Origin of the sequence: Sporosarcina sp. FSL W7-1349 (assembly GCF_038003045.1) — a bacterium.
GTDB lineage: Bacteria > Bacillota > Bacilli > Bacillales_A > Planococcaceae > Sporosarcina.
Genome location: NZ_JBBOOK010000001.1, coordinates 1,394,529 through 1,414,964, shown reverse-complemented (window position 1 = coordinate 1,414,964; position 20,436 = coordinate 1,394,529). Strand labels below are relative to the sequence as shown.

20 protein-coding genes are annotated in these 20,436 nt (G+C 47.8%); all 20 read left to right on the top strand.

Annotated features, from left to right (window positions below; all coding sequences use genetic code 11):
- The first annotated feature begins 32 nt into the window (after positions 1-32).
- The 20 genes from flhA to MKY41_RS06950 all read left to right on the top strand — a co-directional run bounded on the left by flhA (position 33) and on the right by MKY41_RS06950 (position 20,350).
- Entirely contained in the window at positions 33-2,063 is a 2,031-nt protein-coding gene (gene flhA, locus MKY41_RS07045; protein ID WP_340744362.1) for a flagellar biosynthesis protein FlhA, read from the top strand.
- Positions 2,063-3,178 (top strand): flagellar biosynthesis protein FlhF, encoded by a 1,116-nt coding sequence (gene flhF, locus MKY41_RS07040; protein WP_340744361.1) that lies wholly within the window; start codon positions 2,063-2,065, stop codon positions 3,176-3,178. Before flhA ends, flhF begins: the two co-directional genes overlap by 1 nt.
- Entirely contained in the window at positions 3,171-4,037 is an 867-nt protein-coding gene (locus tag MKY41_RS07035) for a MinD/ParA family protein (RefSeq protein WP_340744360.1), read from the top strand. The genes flhF and MKY41_RS07035 overlap by 8 nt, the downstream gene beginning before the upstream one ends.
- 52 nt (positions 4,038-4,089) lie before the next feature.
- On the top strand, positions 4,090-5,181 hold the full coding sequence (locus tag MKY41_RS07030) for a protein-glutamate methylesterase/protein-glutamine glutaminase (RefSeq protein WP_445683302.1): 1,092 nt from the start codon (positions 4,090-4,092) through the stop codon (positions 5,179-5,181).
- 12 nt (positions 5,182-5,193) lie between these two features.
- Positions 5,194-7,248: a chemotaxis protein CheA gene (locus MKY41_RS07025; protein ID WP_340744358.1), complete on the top strand. Its 2,055-nt coding sequence runs from the start codon at positions 5,194-5,196 to the stop codon at positions 7,246-7,248.
- Between the two features lie 18 nt (positions 7,249-7,266).
- A complete protein-coding gene (locus tag MKY41_RS07020; protein ID WP_340744357.1) occupies positions 7,267-7,734 on the top strand; it encodes a chemotaxis protein CheW in 468 nt (155 codons plus the stop codon).
- A complete protein-coding gene (locus tag MKY41_RS07015; protein ID WP_340744356.1) occupies positions 7,724-8,356 on the top strand; it encodes a chemotaxis protein CheC in 633 nt (210 codons plus the stop codon). The genes MKY41_RS07020 and MKY41_RS07015 overlap by 11 nt, the downstream gene beginning before the upstream one ends.
- A gap of 1 nt (position 8,357) precedes the next feature.
- Entirely contained in the window at positions 8,358-8,852 is a 495-nt protein-coding gene (locus MKY41_RS07010; RefSeq protein WP_340744355.1) for a chemotaxis protein CheD, read from the top strand.
- A gap of 329 nt (positions 8,853-9,181) precedes the next feature.
- A complete protein-coding gene (locus tag MKY41_RS07005) occupies positions 9,182-9,964 on the top strand; it encodes a FliA/WhiG family RNA polymerase sigma factor (protein WP_340744354.1) in 783 nt (260 codons plus the stop codon).
- Entirely contained in the window at positions 9,961-10,263 is a 303-nt protein-coding gene (locus tag MKY41_RS07000) for an RNA polymerase subunit sigma (RefSeq protein WP_340744353.1), read from the top strand. The genes MKY41_RS07005 and MKY41_RS07000 overlap by 4 nt, the downstream gene beginning before the upstream one ends.
- A gap of 6 nt (positions 10,264-10,269) precedes the next feature.
- Positions 10,270-10,791, top strand: a complete 522-nt coding sequence (locus tag MKY41_RS06995; protein ID WP_340744352.1) for a helix-turn-helix domain-containing protein — start codon at positions 10,270-10,272, stop codon at positions 10,789-10,791.
- 143 nt (positions 10,792-10,934) lie between these two features.
- The gene (gene rpsB / locus MKY41_RS06990; RefSeq protein ID WP_340744351.1) at positions 10,935-11,660 is read left to right on the top strand and encodes a 30S ribosomal protein S2; all 726 of its coding nucleotides are present in this window, start codon (positions 10,935-10,937) and stop codon (positions 11,658-11,660) included.
- 97 nt (positions 11,661-11,757) lie between these two features.
- Entirely contained in the window at positions 11,758-12,642 is an 885-nt protein-coding gene (gene tsf / locus MKY41_RS06985) for a translation elongation factor Ts (protein WP_340744350.1), read from the top strand.
- 78 nt (positions 12,643-12,720) lie between these two features.
- On the top strand, positions 12,721-13,446 hold the full coding sequence (pyrH, locus tag MKY41_RS06980) for a UMP kinase (RefSeq protein ID WP_041074116.1): 726 nt from the start codon (positions 12,721-12,723) through the stop codon (positions 13,444-13,446).
- Between the two features lie 14 nt (positions 13,447-13,460).
- A complete protein-coding gene (frr, locus tag MKY41_RS06975; RefSeq protein ID WP_445683326.1) occupies positions 13,461-14,003 on the top strand; it encodes a ribosome recycling factor in 543 nt (180 codons plus the stop codon).
- A 246-nt stretch (positions 14,004-14,249) separates the two neighbouring features.
- Positions 14,250-15,044, top strand: coding sequence for an isoprenyl transferase (locus MKY41_RS06970; protein WP_340744348.1), 795 nt, complete (start codon positions 14,250-14,252; stop codon positions 15,042-15,044).
- Complete coding sequence (locus MKY41_RS06965) at positions 15,041-15,835, top strand: phosphatidate cytidylyltransferase (RefSeq protein ID WP_340744347.1); 795 nt, start codon at positions 15,041-15,043, stop codon at positions 15,833-15,835. The genes MKY41_RS06970 and MKY41_RS06965 overlap by 4 nt, the downstream gene beginning before the upstream one ends.
- A 20-nt stretch (positions 15,836-15,855) precedes the next feature.
- Positions 15,856-16,998, top strand: a complete 1,143-nt coding sequence (locus MKY41_RS06960) for a 1-deoxy-D-xylulose-5-phosphate reductoisomerase (protein ID WP_340744346.1) — start codon at positions 15,856-15,858, stop codon at positions 16,996-16,998.
- 353 nt (positions 16,999-17,351) lie between these two features.
- Positions 17,352-18,605 carry an RIP metalloprotease RseP gene (gene rseP, locus MKY41_RS06955; RefSeq protein WP_340744345.1) on the top strand — a complete coding sequence of 418 codons (1,254 nt, stop codon included), beginning with the start codon at positions 17,352-17,354 and terminating at the stop codon, positions 18,603-18,605.
- Positions 18,606-18,643: 38 nt separating this feature from the next.
- A complete protein-coding gene (locus tag MKY41_RS06950) occupies positions 18,644-20,350 on the top strand; it encodes a proline--tRNA ligase (protein WP_340744344.1) in 1,707 nt (568 codons plus the stop codon).
- Positions 20,351-20,436: the final 86 nt, after the last annotated feature.

Genomic DNA, 20,436 nt, shown 5'->3' with positions numbered 1-20,436 from the left:
TAATTTTTTAATTAACGGAAAGTAGGGATGACATGCGGTTCAGAGATATAGGTGTACTCGGGGCGGTCATTATGATCGTTGCGATGCTTGTCATCCCGCTACCCCCTTGGCTTCTCAGCTTTTTGATCATCATCAATATTACCCTTGCGCTGCTCGTATTGTTGACGTCTATGAATATGCAGGAAGCGTTGCAGTTTTCCATATTCCCGTCTTTGCTCCTCTTGTTGACGTTGTTCCGTCTTGGATTGAACGTTTCCACAACGAGAGCGATTCTCAGCAACGGGGATGCGGGTGGCGTCGTTGAGACGTTTGGGACATTCGTTACAGGCGGCAATGTCATTGTCGGTCTCGTCGTCTTCGTTATCCTCATCATCATCCAGTTTATCGTCATTACAAAAGGGGCGGAGCGGGTGTCGGAAGTTGCGGCCCGATTCACTCTCGATGCAATGCCGGGGAAACAGATGAGTATTGATGCGGATTTGAATGCCGGCATGATTTCCGAAACGGAAGCACGGATGCGCCGTGAAAAAGTTAGTAATGAGGCGGATTTCTACGGGGCAATGGATGGGGCGACAAAATTCGTTAAAGGGGATGCCATCGCGGGGATCATCATCGTCATCATCAACCTTCTTGTCGGGATGATCATCGGGGTTGCCCAGATGGGACTTCCCTTCGCGGAAGCCGCGACGCTCTTTTCCCAATTGACGGTCGGTGACGGGATCGTTTCCCAAGTGCCAGCTCTCTTAATTTCAACTGCCACGGGTATTGTCGTGACGCGTGCGGCTTCGGAAGGGAATTTGGGAAGCGATATTACGAACCAGCTTCTCGGTCAGCCGAAATTATTATATATCGCTGCGGGCACCGTATTCCTACTTGGGTTAGCCACGCCGATCAATGACATTCTGACAGTGCCGATCGCCGGTGCGTTGGCAGCAGGGGCATTCTTCATGTCCCGCAAAGTGGAAGAGGATCCAGAGGAACTGTTGGAAATGGAAGAAGATGTGGAAACGGAAGGATTGAAAAGCCCCGAAAACGTCGTCAATCTGCTGAATGTCGATCCGATTGAGTTTGAGTTCGGTTACGGCCTCATCCCGCTCGTCGACGCGACGCAGGGCGGTGACTTGCTCGACCGGGTTGTTATGATTCGTCGGCAATTGGCTGTCGAGCTTGGCTTGGTCATTCCGGTTGTCCGGATCCGGGACAATATACAACTGCAGCCGAATGAGTATCGCATCAAGATTAAGGGAAATGAAATGGCAAGAGGGGAGCTTCTCCTCGATCATTATCTTGCTATGAGTCCGGGTGGCGATGATTCGGTGGAAGGAATCGATACGGTCGAGCCATCGTTCGGCCTTCCGGCAAAATGGATTACCGAAGAAGTGAAGGAAGAGGCCGAAATCCTTGGTTATACGGTTGTCGATCCGCCAAGCGTCGTTTCGACCCATTTGACTGAAGTGATCCGTGCCAATGCGGCGGACCTGCTCGGACGTCAGGAAACGAAGCAGCTGGTCGACCATGTCCGTGAAACGTATCCGATTCTTCTGGACGAGCTGACGCCGACGCCGTTGTCAATTGGGGAGATACAAAAGGTGCTCGCGAAGTTGCTGAGCGAAAATGTGTCCATCCGGAATTTGCCGATTATCTTCGAGACGCTCGCCGACTATTCGAAATATACGTCCGATGTCGACCTATTGACAGAATACGCGCGGCAATCGCTGGCAAGACAAATTACGGCCCAATTTGCATCCTCTGGAGACTCATTGAAAGTATTGACGGTTTCAGGCAAGGTGGAAAAGCTGATCGCCGACAATATCCAGCAGACGGAGCAAGGCAATTATCTATCGATCGATCCACAGCATTCTCAAGAAATTTTGGAATCCATTGCGAGGGAAGTGGAGCGAGTCGCATTGCTGGATCAATCGCCGGTCATCCTCTGCTCTCCGGCGGTACGGATGTATTTACGGCAGATTACGGGAAGATATTTTCCTCAAATCCCGATTTTGTCATACAATGAACTGGAAGCTACCATAGAAGTCCAGAGTGTCGGGGTGGTGGACATTTGATGAAAATGAAAAAATATAGTGCCGAAACGATGGTGGAGGCCATGAAGAAAGTCCGCAATGATTTCGGAGACGATGCGATCATTCTCAGTTCGAATGTCGTGAAGACGAAAGGCTTCCTCGGCCTGTTCAAAAAGACTTCCGTCGAGGTAGTTGCGGGTTTTGACGAACCTGCGAGCCCGTCTCCGGAGCGGTTTCCGGATCTACCTGTCCAAATCAGCGAGGAAAAAGAGGATAAAACCGCCCTCGAATTGAAGAAAGAAATGAATGAAATGAAAAAAATGCTCCATGCGATGCAACAATCCACAGTCCATTCCCAATTGCCGGATGAGCTGAAACCGCTCCTCTCCCACTTGGAGAGGCAGGGGCTGGCGCAAGGACTGGTCGCCCGCCTGGGAGAACAGCTATTTAGCCGGATAAAAGCGGAAAAGAAAGACTTCACTTTTGAAGAACAATTGGGCTTCATCAAGGGGCAGTTGGAACAGGATTTGGACGGCTTGCCGTTCGGCGGCATTTCATTTGATAAAAAATATATTAACGTGCTTGGTCCCACAGGTGTCGGAAAAACGACGACTATCGCAAAAATTGCTGCGCGGGCACTGCTTGAGAAAAAGAGGAAAATCGGTTTTATCACGACAGATACATACCGGATTGCGGCCATTGAACAGTTGAGGACGTATGCCAATCTGTTGCAGGCACCGGTTGAAATTGCATATAACAGCGAGGATTTCGAGGCAGCGCTTGAGAAATTACGGGACCGAGATCTCATTTTCATTGACACGGCAGGGCGCAACTACAAAGATTCGAAGTTTGTAGATGATTTGAAGCGGCTGATCAATTTCACGCTGGATATGGAATCCTTCCTCGTCCTTTCCATGACTTCCAAGGAAGAGGACATGAAAGTCATTGTGGAACAATTCAACTCATTTCCCATCGAGAAATTCATTTTCACAAAAGTGGACGAGACGGGCTCGATCGGCTCGATGTTCAATTTGATGCTAGAATACCGGATCGGGACCGCCTATATAACGGACGGACAAGAAGTTCCGGAAGATATATCGGAGGCCAACAGGGAAAAGCTGATCACCTTGCTGTTGGAGGGGGCTGCTCATGCGTGATCAGGCCGAGTCGTTGCGGATGAAAATGCTTAAATCCCAAGGAGAATTGGCTCGCTCCGTCGCCATCGTCAGTGGAAAAGGAGGAGTGGGAAAATCCAATTTCTCTACGAATTTCGCTTACGCTTTATCGATGAAAGGGAAAAAAGTGATAATTGTTGATATGGATATCGGAATGGGAAATGTCCATATTTTGCTCGGTGCCTCTCCCGCTTATAATTTAAAGGACTATTTAATCGGAACAAAGCGTTTGGACGAAGTCATGAATGAAGTGCCTGAAGGGTTGACTTTCATATCCGGCGGTTCTGGCATGGATTCTGTCATGGAATGGTCGGAGGAGATGTTTGTCCGTCTTTTGGAGGCGTTCGAATATTTACAGAAGGAATTCGATGTCATCCTGTTCGATATGGGGGCGGGCGCTACGCAGCGCTCCATCGAGTTGCTGCTATCCGTCGATGAAATCATCGTCATCTCAACGACCGAACCGACGTCGATTACAGATGCGTATTCCATGATGAAATTCATCTCCTTAAAGGATCCCGAGAAATCGTTCCACATTGTCAGCAACCGTGTCGGCAAAGGAGAGGATGGCACGGAAACGACTTCCCGACTCCAGTTTGCTATGCGGAAATTCTTACAAGTGGAGACGAAAGTGTTGGGTTATTTACCGGAAGATCCGCTTGTCCATAAAGCGGTCGTTGCCCAGAAGCCGTTCCTGTTGCTCTATCCGAACGCCCCAGTTTCCAGGCGGATGAAGTTGATTGCGGATGCGTTTGCCGATCCGCAGATAGCCATGGATTCCCGGAAAGGGGAGGGCTTCCTCAATAAATTGAGAAAGATGTTTACGAAGGGAAGTGGATGATCTGGATACCGGCAATTGTAAAAGAGTGCTAGTAGTAGATGATTCGGCATTTATGCGAAAACTCATATCGGACTACCTTTCGGAACACCCTGCCATGGAAGTTGTCGGGACGGCGCGGAACGGGAAAATGGCGATTGAAAAAGTGAAGGAACTGAAACCGGATGTCGTTACCATGGATATCGAAATGCCGGTCATGAATGGGTTGGACGCCTTGAAAACCATCATGGCGACTAATCCTGTCCCCGTCGTCATGTTATCGAGCACGACAAAGATCGGCGCCGAGAACACGATGCTGGCAATGGAATACGGGGCCGTCGATTTTGTCGCTAAACCGGGTGGCGCCATTTCCTTGAATCTTCATGAAGTGAAGGATGAAATCTTACGTAAGGTGGCTGCGGCATCGGGCGTTCAAATTGGACAGTTGACTAGGAAACTTTCGGTTAAAACTCCTCCCCAAGCCCCTATTTTTGAATTCAATAAACCGTCTCAGTCGGTAGAAGAGACCAATATGTCGGTCTTTCACAATAAACCGGCACATATTTTACAAAATAGATTTTCCAAATTCGAGAAAACATTTGTTATAATAGGTACATCGACAGGGGGACCTCGGGCCCTGCAAGAGGTGCTTACCCGTTTGCCGGCTTCGTTCGGCTTTCCGATTTTGATTGTCCAGCATATGCCGCCGGGTTTTACAAAATCATTGGCAGAACGGTTGGATGGACTAAGTGAAATAACGGTGAAAGAGGCGGAAGATGGCGAGTTGATCACCGATGGAGTGGCATATATTGCTCCGGGCGGAAAGCATTTGAAGTTTAACAAGCAAGGCGCTCAGTATTTTATAAGTCTAGATGATAGCGAACCTCCACGAAAAGGTCATCGTCCCTCCGTTGATGTTTTGCTAGAATCGGCGGCAAAACATGAAGAATTGAATTATTTGACAGTCATCATGACCGGGATGGGATATGACGGGAAATTAGGAATGGAACGTCTCCGGAAAAATGGCAAAACGGTAACAATATCGGAATCGGAAAAAACAGCAGTCGTCTATGGAATGCCGCGGGCTATAGAAGAAGCGGACTTGGCAGATCAAGTGGTGGACGTTCAAGAGATTCCGGATTCGATGATGGAAATTCTAAAGTCTTAAGGGGGCGTAACGATGGATACGAATCAGTATTTGGAAATGTTCATCGAAGAAAGCAGAGAGCATCTGCAAGCGTGTAACGAGCATTTATTGGAACTGGAGAAAAATCCGCAAGATCTGGGGATCGTCAATGAGATTTTCCGCTCGGCCCATACGTTGAAAGGCATGTCTGCCACGATGGGATATGAAGATATCGCGGATTTGACGCATAAAATGGAAAATGTCCTCGATGCGATTCGAAATGCGAAAATCCGGGTGACGACGGAAATACTCGATGTCGTTTTCCAGGCCGTCGACTATTTGGAGGAGATGGTATTGGACATTTCTTCCGGCGGATCAGGCAAGAAGGACGTCAGTGATTTGGTACGTTCTTTGAACAGCATCGAGTCGGGCGGCGGAGTCAGCGCACCGGTAGCTGCCGAAACGGCTGCTGCGGTCGTTGAGGAAGAAAGTGCCGGCACCGGAGACGTTTCACTGAGCTATGACGATTTTGAAATGACGGTTATCGGACAATCATTCGAACAAGGTTTTAGTGCGTATGAGATTTCGATTCGGTTGCGCGAGGACTGCCTATTGAAAGCAGCGCGGGTATTCATGGTCTTTGAAATCCTGGAAAAAGCGGGAGAAATCATCAAATCCGTTCCAAGCGTCGACAAGCTGGAGAACGAGGAATTTGATGAGCAATTCACCGTCGCCCTCTTGACAAAAGAACAAGCGAGTGATTTGGAAGCAAAAGTGATGAAGGTATCGGAAGTTGAAGCAGTGACAGTCAACGCCATCACGCAGGAGTATTTGATCCATGATAAGCGAGAAAAAGAAGAGAGCGCTGTGAAAGCGGCGGCGGAACAGCCGAAAGAAGTTGCTGTCGTCGAGAAGCAAGTCGTGGAGAAGAGCAAACGCTCGAATTCATCCCAGCATGCCAATAAAACAATCCGAGTCAATATTGATCGTCTCGATATCTTAATGAACCTATTCGAAGAATTGGTCATTGACCGGGGAAGGCTACAGTCCATTGCAAGTGAACTGCATAATCCGGAATTGACGGAAACAACGGAACGGATGACCCGTATTTCCGGCGATCTTCAGAATATTATCTTGAATATGCGGATGATTCCGGTTGAAACGGTATTCAATCGGTTTCCGAAAATGGTCAGGCAGCTTGCCCGCGAATTGAATAAGAAAATTACATTGGAGATTGTCGGGGCGGAAACCGAGCTTGATCGGACCGTTATCGATGAAATCGGTGATCCTCTCGTGCACTTAATCCGCAATGCGCTCGATCATGGGATTGAAAGCCCGGAAGAACGGATAGCGAAAGGAAAGCCGGAAACGGGAACAGTGACATTGCGCGCTTACCATTCCGGAAATCATGTGTTCATCGAACTGGAAGATGACGGAGCGGGAGTCAATCGGCAAAGGGTATTGGCCAAGGCCATTTCGAACGGCTTAGTCACTGAAGAGATGTCGGAATCGATGACCGATCGCCAAGTGGCCGAACTTATCCTAGCTTCCGGATTCTCGACGGCAGAGAAGATTTCCGACGTGTCCGGCCGCGGTGTTGGGTTGGATGTTGTCAAGAATACGATTGAATCTTTAGGCGGCTATATTTCTATCGAGTCGAAGGAAGGGCAAGGTTCTTTATTCCAAGTGCAATTGCCTTTGACGTTGTCGATCATTTCCGTCATGCTTGTTGAGATTGATAAGGAAGTTTATGCAATCCCTCTTTCCTCGATCATTGAAACGGCGATTATTCAAACGACGGATATTATGAATGCTCATAATCAGAAGGTCATTGATTTCCGAGGCAATATCGTACCGTTGGTCAATTTGAAAGAGATTTTTGAAATACCAGAGAACGAGTTGGCTTCGGACGGATTCCAATCGGTCGTCATCGTGCGCAAAGGGGAGAAGCTGGCGGGCTTGGTAGTCGATTCTTTCATAGGCCAGCAGGAGATCGTCCTGAAATCGCTCGGGAATTATTTGCAAAGCGTCTTTGCGATTTCCGGTGCGACGATTCTTGGAAATGGACAGGTTGCATTGATCGTGGATTGCAACTCATTGATCAAATAGGCGGGAGAGTGCATAAGCATGGTTGAACTGCAAGAGCAAAAAGAAATGAAAGTAATCGTATTCCAATTGATGGACAAGGAATATGCAATCGGGGTAGATGTCGTCCAATCCATCGAGAAGCTGCTCTCCATCACTCGAGTGCCGAAGACGCCATCTTACGTCAAAGGGGTTATCAACCTTCGGGGGGTTGTGACGCCGATCGTCGATTTACGGGATCGTTTCGGATTGGAATTGAAAGAAATGGATGATAGTACACGAATCATCATCGTGTCGTTGGAAGAGTTCGAAGTCGGTCTAATTGTGGACGCGGCGAATGATGTGCTGGACATTCCGCTTCAATCCATCGAGCCGCAGCCCGAAGTGGTAGGCACGATCGAATCTGAATTCATCTCCGGGGTAGCTAAAGTGGATAAGCGGCTTCTAGTCATGTTGAATTTGGATAAAGTTCTCGAACCGATTAAAAGGGTGTCATCGGATGAGCGCTGAAAATCAGATAACTGATCTGCATTTGGACGTTCTGAAAGAGATTGGTAATATCGGGGCGGCCCACGCGGCCACTTCCATGTCCCAATTGTTAGGACGTAAAATCGATATGCATGTGCCGAACGTGGCACTTGTGTCGTTTGATGAAATGTTTGACTTGGCGGGAGGTTCTGAGGAAATTGTAGCGGGCATTTTCTTGCGGATCGAAGGCGATTTATCGGGAAGTATGTTTTTCGTCCTTCCGCTGGAATCGGCCAATCGGTTCATCCGACGATTGATCGGAGATGAGGCGTTTGATTTCAATTCATTTCCAATCAATGAAATGGGGATTTCGGCCATGCAGGAAATCGGCAATATCTTGTCGGGTTCCTATCTTTCCGCTCTATCTGACTTCACCGGCCTGAAGATCTATCCGACCGTTCCGTCACTGAGCGTGGATATGGTAGGGGCGATTGTCAGTTTCGGACTGATCGAAGTATCCCATTACAGCGACGAAGTGATTGTCATTGATACACAGATGATGGAAGAGGGGGCAGGCGAGAAGTCGGTTGTGGATGGCCACTTTTTCTTATTGCCGGACCCATCGTCCTACATAACCATTTTCCGTTCGTTAGGTGTGCTGTGAGATGAAAGTCTTGAATAAGGTCGTTCGCGTCGGGATAGCGGACATGAATATCGTAACGGAGCCGGACACCATCCGGACATCCGGCCTCGGTTCATGTGTCGGTGTCGTGTTATATGATGAAAAAAAGAAAATCGCAGGCTTGCTTCACGTCATGCTGCCGGATTCGAGCCTTGGCAAATCCGATAAGATCAATGTGGCAAAGTTTGCGGATACGGGTGTTTATTCTTTGATGGAGATGCTGAAGCAAGCGGGTGCCCGCCCCTTGTCTCTGAAGGCGAAGATTGCAGGTGGATCGCAAATGTTCCAATTCGGTTCAAGCGATACGATCCGCATCGGACCCCGGAATGTGGAAGCGGTTAAAAAAGAATTGAAGCGATTATCCATTCCCCTAATTGCAGAAGATACAGGCGGCTCCAGTGGGCGGACAATCGAATTTGATCCTTCGACTTCGAAATTGCAAGTGCGGACAGTCAACGCGGATACGAAGGAAATTTGAAATGGACGGCGGCTGATCGGCTCAGTCGCCCTTTTTCATGTATAAATGCTATAATGGGGGATAATTATCTTTGTTCAGCGGGTGTCCAAGCTCCCGCTGAACAATAGTAGAACGCAGGCTAAGGTCGCCACGTCCTGAAAGTGCCTTAATTTCTGCCAAGAACGCAGAAATTAAGGCAAATCGAGCCCTGCATTGTTCGATTGGCAATGCCTGTGGCGCTTGTCATGGATTTTTAAGGGGAGCTTTTTCGAGCAGGCTCGAAAAAATCCGGACGCAATCACGCCGAGGCGTGATTGATGACAGAATCATCATCGAAAGTGAGGGATTCAATGTCAAAACAGGATTTGACGGAGGAAGCGGCATATTGGGATCTGTGGATCAAGGAACGTGATCCGGATGCAGGTGATATGCTCGTCCGAAAATACCTCCCACTCGTGACATACCATGTTCAGCGGATCAGCTCCGGATTACCGCGCAACGTCTCCCGGGACGATATTATGAGTCTTGGAATGAACGGACTGTTTGATGCGCTGACCAAATTCGATCCGAGCAGGGATCTGAAGTTCGATACATACGCTTCGTTCCGGGTCCGTGGGTCGATCATTGACGGACTGCGCAAGGAAGATTGGCTTCCTCGCTCATCGCGTGAAAAATCGAAAAAGCTGGAAGAAGAAATTGCAAAATTGGAACAGAAGCTCCAACGCCATGCAACCGCAGAGGAAATCGCCGAACATGTCGGGATGCCCGTAGAGGAAGTCTACCAGACGGTGCATGAACATTATTTTTCAAACGTCCTTTCCATTGATGAAAAGATTAATGATGAAGATGAGGATAACCAGAAATCGTTCGTCTTGAAAGACGAGAAGTCCAAAACGCCTGAAGAAACGACGATGATGTCCGAATTGATCGGTGACCTCGCAACGAAAATCAAAGAATTGAATCGAAATGAACAACTTGTCCTAAACCTGTTTTATACAGAGGAAATGACTTTGACCGAAATCGGGGAAATCCTGAACCTATCTACCTCCCGGATATCTCAAATTCATTCCAAGGCACTTTTCAAGCTGCGTAAATTATTGACGCCTGAAATTGTCGATGGAGGGATCCTATGAGTTTAAAAGGAATCGAACTACAAATTGCCATTCCGAAAACGTTTGAAGCGGGAAGAGTCGCTGAACAGAAACAGCAGCAATCCCAATTGAACCAGGACTTGGCGAATGCGCAGACGGAAAAGCAGGCAGTGAAAAACCGGGAGACTGTCCTCGAGACGGAGAAATACGCCAAGCTTGACAAGGATGGGGACCACCAGCAGGAAAACCCGTCGGAGAATGAAGGGCGCGGCCAACAACAAGAAGAGGAGAAGAAGGCGGTGCACCCGTACAAGGGGGCATTCGTGGACTTTACAGGGTAAAACAACATGATTTGGATAGTAATGATTGCACTTTTCATTTTACAATTATTCGGTTTTTATATTCTTGCCCTGCTTTACATGAAAGTGTCGAAGTTTGATGACTTAGAAAGAAAGCAAAGAAAATTGATGGAAGAGATGGATGATTCAATCGTCGCCTATTTATCCGAAATGAAGGATGAAAATGAACGTCTTGTCGAATTACTTAGCAAACGTGGCGAGCTGGCTGCCGCTGTTGAACGAGTGGAACGGGAACCGGAATCTCCTCCTGTCGTAAAGGAGGCCGAGGCTGCCCGGCCGATTCCGGTCACACCGCCGAAAATGCCGATCAATCTGGCCATCAAATCATACAGTCAGACGACAGGAAAGCCGAAGAGCGAAGAACCGGAAGTGCCCCGCACAGGATCGGAACAACCGGATTTACGAAACCGAATATTCCAGCTGCATGATGCAGGGCTCTCCGAAGAGGAAATCGCGAAAAAACTCGGAAAAGGCCGTACTGAAATTGAGTTAATTTTGAAATTCAGATGAAATGATTGCAAATGAAAAACCGCTGTGGTATATTTGCAAATGGTATTACTACACACGTGCGCAGACGATGAAGAAGGTGCCGAGAGGTCGCTTTGCCGGATGAGGTGCACGGAGGAAAAAAACCAAACAGGAGGAATACACAAATGTCAGTAATCTCAATGAAACAACTGCTTGAAGCTGGTGTGCATTTCGGACACCAAACACGTCGTTGGAACCCGAAAATGAAAAAATATATTTTCATGGAGCGTAACGGGATCTACATTATCGACCTTCAAAAAACAGTGAAAAAATTAGAAGAAGCTTATGCGTACATGCGCCAAGTTGGTGCAGACGGGGGGAAAGTCCTTTTCGTCGGTACGAAAAAACAAGCGCAAGATGCTATTAAGGAAGAAGCAGAACGCGCTGGAATGTTCTACATCAACCAACGTTGGCTTGGTGGAACACTTACAAACTTCGGTACGATTCAAAAACGTGTCGCACGTATGAAAGCAATCGAGAAAATGGAAGAAGACGGTACATTCAGTGTCCTTCCTAAAAAAGAAGTATCACAACTTAAAAAAGAACACGAACGCCTTGTGAAATTCCTCGGCGGTATCCGTGATATGAAATCCTTGCCGGACGTCATGTTCGTCGTCGATCCACGCAAAGAGCGCATCGCGGTTGCGGAAGCGATCAAATTGAACATTCCACTCGTTGGAATCGTGGACACGAACTGTGATCCGGACGAAATCGACTACATCATCCCTGCAAACGATGATGCAATCCGCGCAGTACGTCTTTTGACAAGCAAAATGGCTGATGCTTTGATCGAATCCCGTCAAGGTGAAGATGATGAAGTAACTGAAGAGGAAGCCGTAGCTGCAGAGTGAAATGAGTGAACGGAAGAGACGATAAGCGGCCGAAACCCTTATCGTCTTTTTTAGAGGAAGCAAAGATCACGACATATTACTAGGAGGAACGTAAACAATGGCTATCACAGCACAAATGGTAAAAGAACTACGCGAAAAAACAGGCGCAGGTATGATGGACTGCAAAAAAGCACTAACTGAAGTGAATGGCGATATGGAAGCAGCAGTCGACTTCCTTCGTGAGAAAGGCCTTTCCAGTGCAGCGAAAAAAGCAGACCGCATCGCGGCTGAAGGTACGACAGATATCATTGTAAATGGCAATGAAGCTGTTCTCTTTGAAGTGAACGCGGAAACAGACTTCGTTGCGAAAAACGAAGGGTTCCAAACACTTGTTAAAGAACTTGGAGAGCACTTGCTTTCAGCAAAACCTGCTTCCATCGAAGAAGCGCTAGAATCCAAAATGGACAACGATTTATCCGTAGCGGACCATATTTCAAATGCTGTAGCGAAAATTGGTGAAAAAATCACTCTTCGCCGCTTTGAAATCCGTACAAAAACCGACAATGACGTATTCGGCCCTTACTTGCACATGGGTGGACGTATTGGCGTTCTAGTCATTTTGGAAGGAACAAAGGACGAAGAAGCTGCAAAAGACGTGGCGATGCACGTTGCCGCTCTAAATCCGAAATACGTTTCCCGCGACCAAGTTTCCGAAGAGGAAGTGGAGCGTGAGCGCAAAGTCTTGACAGAACAAGCGTTGAACGAAGGAAAACCAGAGAACATCGTAGCGAAAATGGTCGAAGGCCGCATCGGTAAATACTTCGAAGAGATCTGCGTTTTGGATCAAGCTTTCGTTAAAAACTCCGACCAAAAAGTGGGCGAGTTCGTCAAATCGACAGGCGGTACTTTGAAAGAATTCATCCGTTATGCAGTGGGTGAAGGGATTGAAAAACGCGAAGAGAACTTCGCAGATGAAGTAATGAGCCAAGTGAAAGGAAACTAATGGGCAATAGTTTTATCAATGGGGAACACATCATGTGTTCCCTGTTTTTCGAGAAAATTGAGTAGATGGAGGATTCATATGAGCGTCCCTAAATATAAACGGATCGTTTTGAAGTTGAGCGGTGAAGCACTAGCGGGAGAACAAGGTTTCGGATTATCACCGGCCATCATCAAAACAGTTGCTGCGCAAGTGAAGGAAGTCATGGATTTAGGCGTCGAAGTCGCAGTCGTGGTCGGTGGCGGAAATATTTGGAGAGGGAAAATCGGAAGCGAAATGGGCATGGACCGGACAACAGCGGATTACATGGGCATGCTTGCAACGGTTATGAACTCTCTCGCTCTACAAGATTCCCTTGAAAAGCTCGGTGTGGAAACCCGTGTATCCTCCTCGATTGAGATGCGTCAAGTTGCAGAACCATACATACGTCGGAAAGCGATCCGCCATCTGGAGAAGAAACGGGTCGTCATTTTCGCGGCAGGTACGGGGAATCCTTATTTCTCGACCGATACGACAGCAGCACTTCGCGCAGCGGAAATTGAAGCGGATGTCATCCTCATGGCGAAAAATAATGTGGATGGTGTCTACTCAGCAGACCCGAAAAAAGATGAAAAAGCGATCAAGTACACAGAGCTATCTTACTTGGATGTTATCAGCCAAGGGCTTGAAGTGATGGACTCTACCGCGTCTACTCTTTGTATGGACAACGATATCCCACTCGTAGTATTCTCGATTATGGAGAAGGGAAATATTAAAAAGGCCGTACTCGGTGAGCCGATCGGGACGGTTGTGAGGAGGAATATGTAGTGCCGAAAACAGTAATGGATCAAGCGAAAGACAGAATGAGTAAAGCAGTTGAAGCCTATACCCGCCAGCTGGCGTCAATCCGTGCAGGGCGTGCCAGTGCGTCTTTATTGGACCGGATCACCGTTCCTTATTATGGAGCGCCGACCCCGTTGAACCAAATGGCAGGCATTTCGGTGCCGGAAGCACGTCTGCTTGTCATCCAGCCTTATGACAAATCGGTCTTGGGCGAGATTGAAAAAGCGATTTTGAAATCAGACATCGGGATTACACCGACGAATGACGGGAACATCATCCGTCTTGCCATTCCGGCTTTGACGGAAGAACGCCGGAAAGAACTTGCAAAAGAAGTGAAAAAAGAGGCGGAAGATGCAAAAATCGCAATTCGCAACGTTCGCCGGGATGCCAACGAAGATTTCAAGAAGCTTGAGAAAAGCGGTGACATTACGGAAGACGATCTCCATCGGAATGGGGAGGAAATTCAAAAATTGACTGACTCCTATATTGAAAAGATTGACGAGATCGCGAAGAATAAAGAAAACGAAATCATGGAGATCTGATAGAAGAACTTTTTGTACAGGAGGACGTCCTAACTGCAGGACGTCTTTTTCGTTGCTTGCGAAGCATAAGCATAGAATATACAGGGAAGCGGCTGACGGACATCGGATTGGGTAAGTCCAACGAAATTGATTTTCCAAAAAGGTATGAATATATTTATATTACCGCTTTAAAATGAAATTTTTCGGTAAATTTGATACGATAGAGTATGTACTTGCTCTGAAAAGTAGTCGAGTGGAGGATACGACATGCTTGATAAAATACTGCGAAAAAAACCTAGCGTACTTGACGGTTCACTGGCCGAGCGCGTTACAGAATTGAAAAAAAGGCAGATCCCTGCCCATGTCGCCATTATTATGGACGGCAACGGCCGTTGGGCGAAGCAGCGTAATCTACCGAGAGTTGCCGGCCACCACGAGGGGATGAAAACGGTCCGTAAAATTACGCGAATGGCAAATGAACTGGGTATTCAAGCGTTGACGCTTTATGCTTTCTCCACAGAAAATTGGAAGCGGCCAAAAATGGAAATCGATTTTCTCATGAAACTGCCTGGGGAGTTCCTGAGTACCTACCTTCCCGAATTGATCGAGCAAAATGTGAAAGTCGAGATGATCGGAAACTTTGACAAATTGCCGGAACATACGAAAGCGGCCATCTATAAAGCGAGAGAAGCGACAAAGCACAATGACGGCATGGTTTTGAACTTCGCTATGAACTATGGCAGCCGTCTGGAAATGGCAGAGACGCTCAAGGAGATTGCCGCGCTTGTCCAGGAAGGCTCGCTGGCTATTGAGGAAATTAATGAAACGTTGATCGGTTCGCATTTGATGACAGCCCATTTGCCGGAACCGGATTTATTGATCCGCACGAGCGGAGAAGTGCGGCTGTCCAATTTCATGCTATGGCAGCTGGCCTATGCAGAATTATCTTTTTCGGATGTATTATGGCCCGATTTCGACGAGGTATGCTTGCTGAATTCCATTGAAGAGTTTCAAATGCGCCATCGTCGGTTCGGGAGTGTGGAAGGAGAGGGGAATGTGTGAAGCAACGGATTATTACAGCCATCATCGCGTTCGCCCTATTCATTCCGCTTGTTCTTGTCGGAGGGCTTCCCTTTACGATTGCAGTCTTTGCGATTGCGACAGTCGGGCTTTATGAATTGTTACGCATGAAAGGCATCCATCTCCTATCCATTGAGGGTTTTTTAACATGGGCGGCGCTAGTTGTGCTGCTATTGCCTTCAGGATGGGGAGAGAGGCTTCATGAGTCGATTGGCTATACGAAAATTGAGTTGGCATTTGCGATCGTCCTCATTTTGCTTATTTATACGGTGATTGTCAAAAACCGGTACACTTTCGACCACGCAGCGTTCTCGGTACTGGGCGCTTTGTACGTCGGCATCGGTTTTTATTATTTGATTGAGACAAGATTTTTCGGAATCGAATATGTTGTGTATGCCTTGGTTGTCATTTGGACAACAGACTCTGGGGCGTATTTTATCGGCAGGAAGATCGGGAAGCGCAAGCTTTGGCCGGAAATTTCTCCGAATAAGACGAGGGAAGGTTTTTATGGAGGGATTGCATCCGCCGTCGTGGCCGCCTGCATCTTCCAGATGATTTATCCGATCGCTTCGAATTATATCCTATTGGTCGTCGTCACCATTGTCGCCTCCATCGTCGGACAACTTGGGGACTTGGTCGAATCGGCTTTGAAACGACATTATGATGTAAAAGATTCCGGAAAGCTCCTGCCTGGGCATGGCGGAATTTTGGATCGGTTCGATAGCCTCCTTTTCGTCTTGCCATTATTACATTTCCTTCATTTCGTAGGATAAAGGAAAGGACACCTACTCACATGACAAAGAAAATCAGTCTTCTTGGAGCGACAGGTTCCATCGGTACACAAACGCTCGATATCATCGCGTCGAATCGGGAACAATTCGAGCTCGTATCTTTTTCGGCCGGGATGAATATCGATAAGGTGAGGGAAATTGCACAAGCCTATCAGCCGAAGCTCGTATCGGTGCGAAGAAAAGAGGACGCCGAAAAGCTTCAGGCCGAATTCCCGGCGATCCGATTCGTGTTCGGAGACGAAGGATTGATCGAAATCGCCACTTCCGAAGCGGATGTGTTGGTGAACTCGGTCATCGGCAGTGTTGGATTGCGACCGACGCTCAAAGCAATCGAAGCGGGTATCCCGATAGCAATCGCAAATAAGGAAACATTGGTGGCAGCGGGGGATATTGTCATAAGCGAAGCGCAGAAGCGCAATGTTCCGCTCTTGCCCGTCGACAGTGAGCATTCCGCTCTGTTCCAATCCTTAAATGGGGAAAATCCAAAGCGGATCGCCCGTCTGATTCTGACCGCGTCAGGCGGCAGCTTCCGGAATTTGACGCGCGATCAGTTAGCTGACGTTACCGTTGAACAAGCGTTAGCGCACCCGAACTGGTCGATGGGCAATAAATTGACCGTCGATTCGGCTACGATGATGAATAAAGGCTTGGAAGTGATTGAGGCCCATCATCTATTCCATATGCCGTATGATCAGATTGATTGCTTGCTGCATAAGGAAAGTATCATTCATTCGATGGTGGAGTTCGAAGATACGAGCATCATGGCACAGTTGGGCTCCCCGGATATGCGGGTGCCGATCCAATACGCACTAACGTATCCCGATCGCATCCCGATGCAGAATGCCAAGCCGCTCCGTCTGGAAGATATCGGACTTCTTCATTTTGAAAAAATGGATTTTGACCGATTCAAGGCGCTTTCGCTGGCGTATGCAGCTGGGCGGGAAGGCGGTACGATGCCGACCGTCATGAATGCGGCCAACGAAATTGCAGTTAGTCTTTTCATGGAAAGGAAGATCCCGTTCCTGCAGATCGAAGAATTGATCGAGCGTGCCATGGACGCCCACCAATCGATCGGGACACCAGATCTTGATACGATTTTGGAGATCGATTCGCTTACTCGAAAAATGGTCTATGCTATGGTATAATCAATCACGCCTTAGCGTGATTGCGAATCGCATTGCGAAGGATTCGATTCGCCATAATTTCTGCGATCGTTGCGGAAATTAAGGCATTTTGAGGATGTCACTCACTGAGATTGCCTTCCTCAAAAAACCTCAACATCCGCCAGCCGACAAAACGCCACCGCCTGTGGCATTGTCGGCACTAGTACCTCTTGTACGTCGGAGGCTTTTATCTTTGTTCAGGGGGAGTTCAGATTTCCGCTGAACAGGGAATAAAATCGTTTTCATCCCACCGCTAACAGAGGTGGGAGTCTTCCGCTGAACAAAGATAAAGTATTTCATAAACGGCCAGCAATGGTCAGTGAAGGTGGTTTTCCATGGAAACGGTAATTGCGTTCATTATCATATTTGGTTCGCTCGTCTTTTTTCATGAACTAGGGCATTTTATTTTTGCGAAAAAAGCAGGGATCATGGTCCGGGAGTTCGCCATCGGATTCGGCCCGAAAATTTTAGGCATACAGAAGGGCGAAACATTGTATACGATCCGGATCCTTCCGTTCGGCGGATATGTCCGGATGGCCGGAGAGGATTTTGATACGGTTGAATTGCAGCCCGGGTATCGGGTCGGTTTATTGCTGAATTCCCGTGATGAAGTCATTAAAATCTATTTAAATCAAAATATAAACAATCCCGATGTATTGTTCTTGGAAACCGAATCATCGGATCTGGATAAGGCATTGTTCATCGAAGGGTATGACGATGAAGGTAAGCTGGTCCGCTATGCCATTTCCAGAAACGCGATCATTGTGGAAAAAGGGCAAGAGACATTGATCGCACCTTACGATCGACAGTTTGAGTCCAAACCGCTCGGTGGCCGGGCAATGGCCATTTTTGCAGGTCCGCTGTTCAACTTCATCCTTGCCTTTTTCATCTTCTTGGCAATCGGCCTGATGCAAGGGATTCCGGTAAAGGACCCGGTCATTTCGGATGTTCAAAGCGGAAGCCCCGCAGAAATAGGGGGTATGGAAAAAGGGGATCTGGTGACTGGCGTAAACGGCACACCAGTCGATTCATGGACAGAGTTTTCCGAAATCATTCAAGAAAATCCCGGCGTTCCGCTAAAGTTCAATGTGGACCGCAGCGGGGAATCGGTTACGCTAGAAGTTGTCCCAGACACGATTGAGCAACAAGGGCAAAAATTCGGCCAGATCGGGGTCACCCGTCCGATGGAAAAAGATCCGTTGAAAGCGGTCGTGTTCGGCGCCGATCAAACTATCTCCTGGATCAAGGAGATCATCCGCTTACTCGGCATGCTTGTCACCGGTCAATTTACAATTGATGCACTTTCGGGACCTGTCGGCATTTACAAGGCGACAGAAGAAGTTGCCAAGTTCGGCGTTTACAATCTAATGCACTGGGCGGCCGTTCTCAGTATCAATCTAGGCATCATGAACTTATTGCCGCTGCCCGCGCTAGATGGCGGAAAACTTCTATTCTTCCTATTCGAAGCGATCCGGGGGAAACCGGTCGACAAACAGAAAGAGGGAATGGTCCACTTCATCGGGATCGTATTTCTGATGGTACTCATGCTTGTCGTGACCTGGAACGATATCCAGCGTTTTTTCTTCTGATGAACTAGAAATCAAACTAATCGAGGTGGAAGCTACACATGAAACAATCACGGACATTCATACCGACAATGCGCGAGGTGCCTTCCGATGCCGATGTAAAATCGCATCAGTTATTATTGCGCGCCGGTTTTATCCGGCAAAATACGAGTGGGATCTATTCATATCTGCCACTTGGGCAAAAAGTTCTTCGGAAAATCGAGACGATCATCCGAGAGGAAATGGAAGCGATCGACGCGGTGGAAGTGTTCATGCCTGCTGTTCAGCAAGCGGAGCTGTGGCAGGAGACGGGCCGATGGTATTCCTACGGGCCGGAATTGCTGCGCTTCAAGGACCGGCATGATCGGGAATTTGTGCTTGGACCGACCCACGAGGAAGTGATCACATCGCTCGTGCGGGACGAGGTAAAGTCCTATAAGAAGTTGCCATTGACGCTCTATCAGATCCAGACGAAGTTCCGAGATGAAAAACGTCCACGTTTCGGACTTCTCCGCGGCCGTGAATTTATCATGAAGGACGCCTATTCCTTCCATGCGACCGAAGAGAGCCTTGATGAAAAATATCAGGATATGAAACAGGCATATACGAATATTTTCACCAGGCTCGGCCTCGATTTCCGCGCTGTTTTAGCAGACGGCGGAACAATCGGGGGCACGAACACCCATGAATTCATGGCGCTATCCGATATCGGGGAAGATACGATCGCTTATAGCGATACATCGTCTTATGCAGCGAATATCGAGATGGCTGAAGTAATCATGGACTATGAGAAATTGGACGAGCCAGTCAAGCAATTGGAGAAAGTGGCGACTCCGGACCAGCGGACAATCGGGGAAGTAGCAACATTCCTCGAAGTGGATGCTTCCCGCTTGATCAAGACACTTGTCTTCAAAGTGGATGGCGAATTGGTTGCTGTCCTGTGCCGCGGCGATCATGAAATAAATGACATCAAATTGAAAAATCACCTAGATGCTACAGAAGTGGAACTTGCAGAAGATGGAGAAATTGTGGAAATGCTACAATGCCACGTCGGTTCCATCGGGCCGGTCAAATTGCCGGTCGGACTGAAAGTGATTGCCGATCACTCGGTTGCCTCTGTCGTCAATGGGGTCTGTGGAGCGAATGAAGACGGCTATCACTTCATTAACGCAAATCCGGAGAAGGATTTCGCAGTAGACCGCTATGCAGACTTACGTTTCATCCAGGAAGGGGATCCATCACCGGACGGTAACGGAACGATCAAGTTTGCCAAAGGTATTGAAGTCGGACATATCTTCAAATTGGGAACAACCTATAGTGAGCCGATGGGGGGAACGTTCCTCGACGAGAATGGGAAATCGAAACCGTACATCATGGGATGCTATGGAATCGGTGTTTCCCGGATCATGTCAGCCGTTGCCGAGCAGTTCAATGATGACAATGGCTTGAAATGGCCGAAGAAATTGGCTCCATATGATATCCACCTCGTTGCCGTCAATATGAAGGACGAAGCACAGAAGGAATTGGCGGATGAGTTGTATAATATTTTGAAATCCTATCGGTATGACGTCCTCTACGACGACCGTCCAGAACGTGCGGGCGTCAAATTTGCGGATTCCGATTTGATTGGCTTGCCGCTCCGGATTACGGTCGGCAAAAAAGCATCCGAAGGTATTGTCGAAGTGAAATTTAGACAATCAGGCGATTCCACAGAATGGCAGAAAGAAGAACTTACAGAGAAGTTGCAAGCATTTTTTGGGATGGATTAAACTTAAATCTGCAGAAATTCCCGCTGCTGTAAAATAGGTTGAATGAATGCTGTATTTGTTTTTGGAATGAGGTAGAGTAAGGATTT

Coding starts and splice junctions, on each gene's coding strand:
- MKY41_RS07005 (WP_340744354.1), top strand. CDS start 9,182: ATGTCAAAACAGGATTTGACGGAGGAAGCGGCATATTGGGATCTGTGG.
- flhF (WP_340744361.1), top strand. CDS start 2,063: ATGAAAATGAAAAAATATAGTGCCGAAACGATGGTGGAGGCCATGAAG.
- MKY41_RS06970 (WP_340744348.1), top strand. CDS start 14,250: ATGCTTGATAAAATACTGCGAAAAAAACCTAGCGTACTTGACGGTTCA.
- MKY41_RS06950 (WP_340744344.1), top strand. CDS start 18,644: ATGAAACAATCACGGACATTCATACCGACAATGCGCGAGGTGCCTTCC.
- frr (WP_445683326.1), top strand. CDS start 13,461: ATGGATCAAGCGAAAGACAGAATGAGTAAAGCAGTTGAAGCCTATACC.
- MKY41_RS07030 (WP_445683302.1), top strand. CDS start 4,090: ATGCGAAAACTCATATCGGACTACCTTTCGGAACACCCTGCCATGGAA.
- rpsB (WP_340744351.1), top strand. CDS start 10,935: ATGTCAGTAATCTCAATGAAACAACTGCTTGAAGCTGGTGTGCATTTC.
- rseP (WP_340744345.1), top strand. CDS start 17,352: ATGGAAACGGTAATTGCGTTCATTATCATATTTGGTTCGCTCGTCTTT.
- MKY41_RS06960 (WP_340744346.1), top strand. CDS start 15,856: ATGACAAAGAAAATCAGTCTTCTTGGAGCGACAGGTTCCATCGGTACA.
- pyrH (WP_041074116.1), top strand. CDS start 12,721: ATGAGCGTCCCTAAATATAAACGGATCGTTTTGAAGTTGAGCGGTGAA.
- MKY41_RS07015 (WP_340744356.1), top strand. CDS start 7,724: ATGAGCGCTGAAAATCAGATAACTGATCTGCATTTGGACGTTCTGAAA.
- MKY41_RS07020 (WP_340744357.1), top strand. CDS start 7,267: ATGGTTGAACTGCAAGAGCAAAAAGAAATGAAAGTAATCGTATTCCAA.
- MKY41_RS07010 (WP_340744355.1), top strand. CDS start 8,358: ATGAAAGTCTTGAATAAGGTCGTTCGCGTCGGGATAGCGGACATGAAT.
- tsf (WP_340744350.1), top strand. CDS start 11,758: ATGGCTATCACAGCACAAATGGTAAAAGAACTACGCGAAAAAACAGGC.
- flhA (WP_340744362.1), top strand. CDS start 33: ATGCGGTTCAGAGATATAGGTGTACTCGGGGCGGTCATTATGATCGTT.
- MKY41_RS07025 (WP_340744358.1), top strand. CDS start 5,194: ATGGATACGAATCAGTATTTGGAAATGTTCATCGAAGAAAGCAGAGAG.
- MKY41_RS07035 (WP_340744360.1), top strand. CDS start 3,171: ATGCGTGATCAGGCCGAGTCGTTGCGGATGAAAATGCTTAAATCCCAA.
- MKY41_RS07000 (WP_340744353.1), top strand. CDS start 9,961: ATGAGTTTAAAAGGAATCGAACTACAAATTGCCATTCCGAAAACGTTT.
- MKY41_RS06995 (WP_340744352.1), top strand. CDS start 10,270: ATGATTTGGATAGTAATGATTGCACTTTTCATTTTACAATTATTCGGT.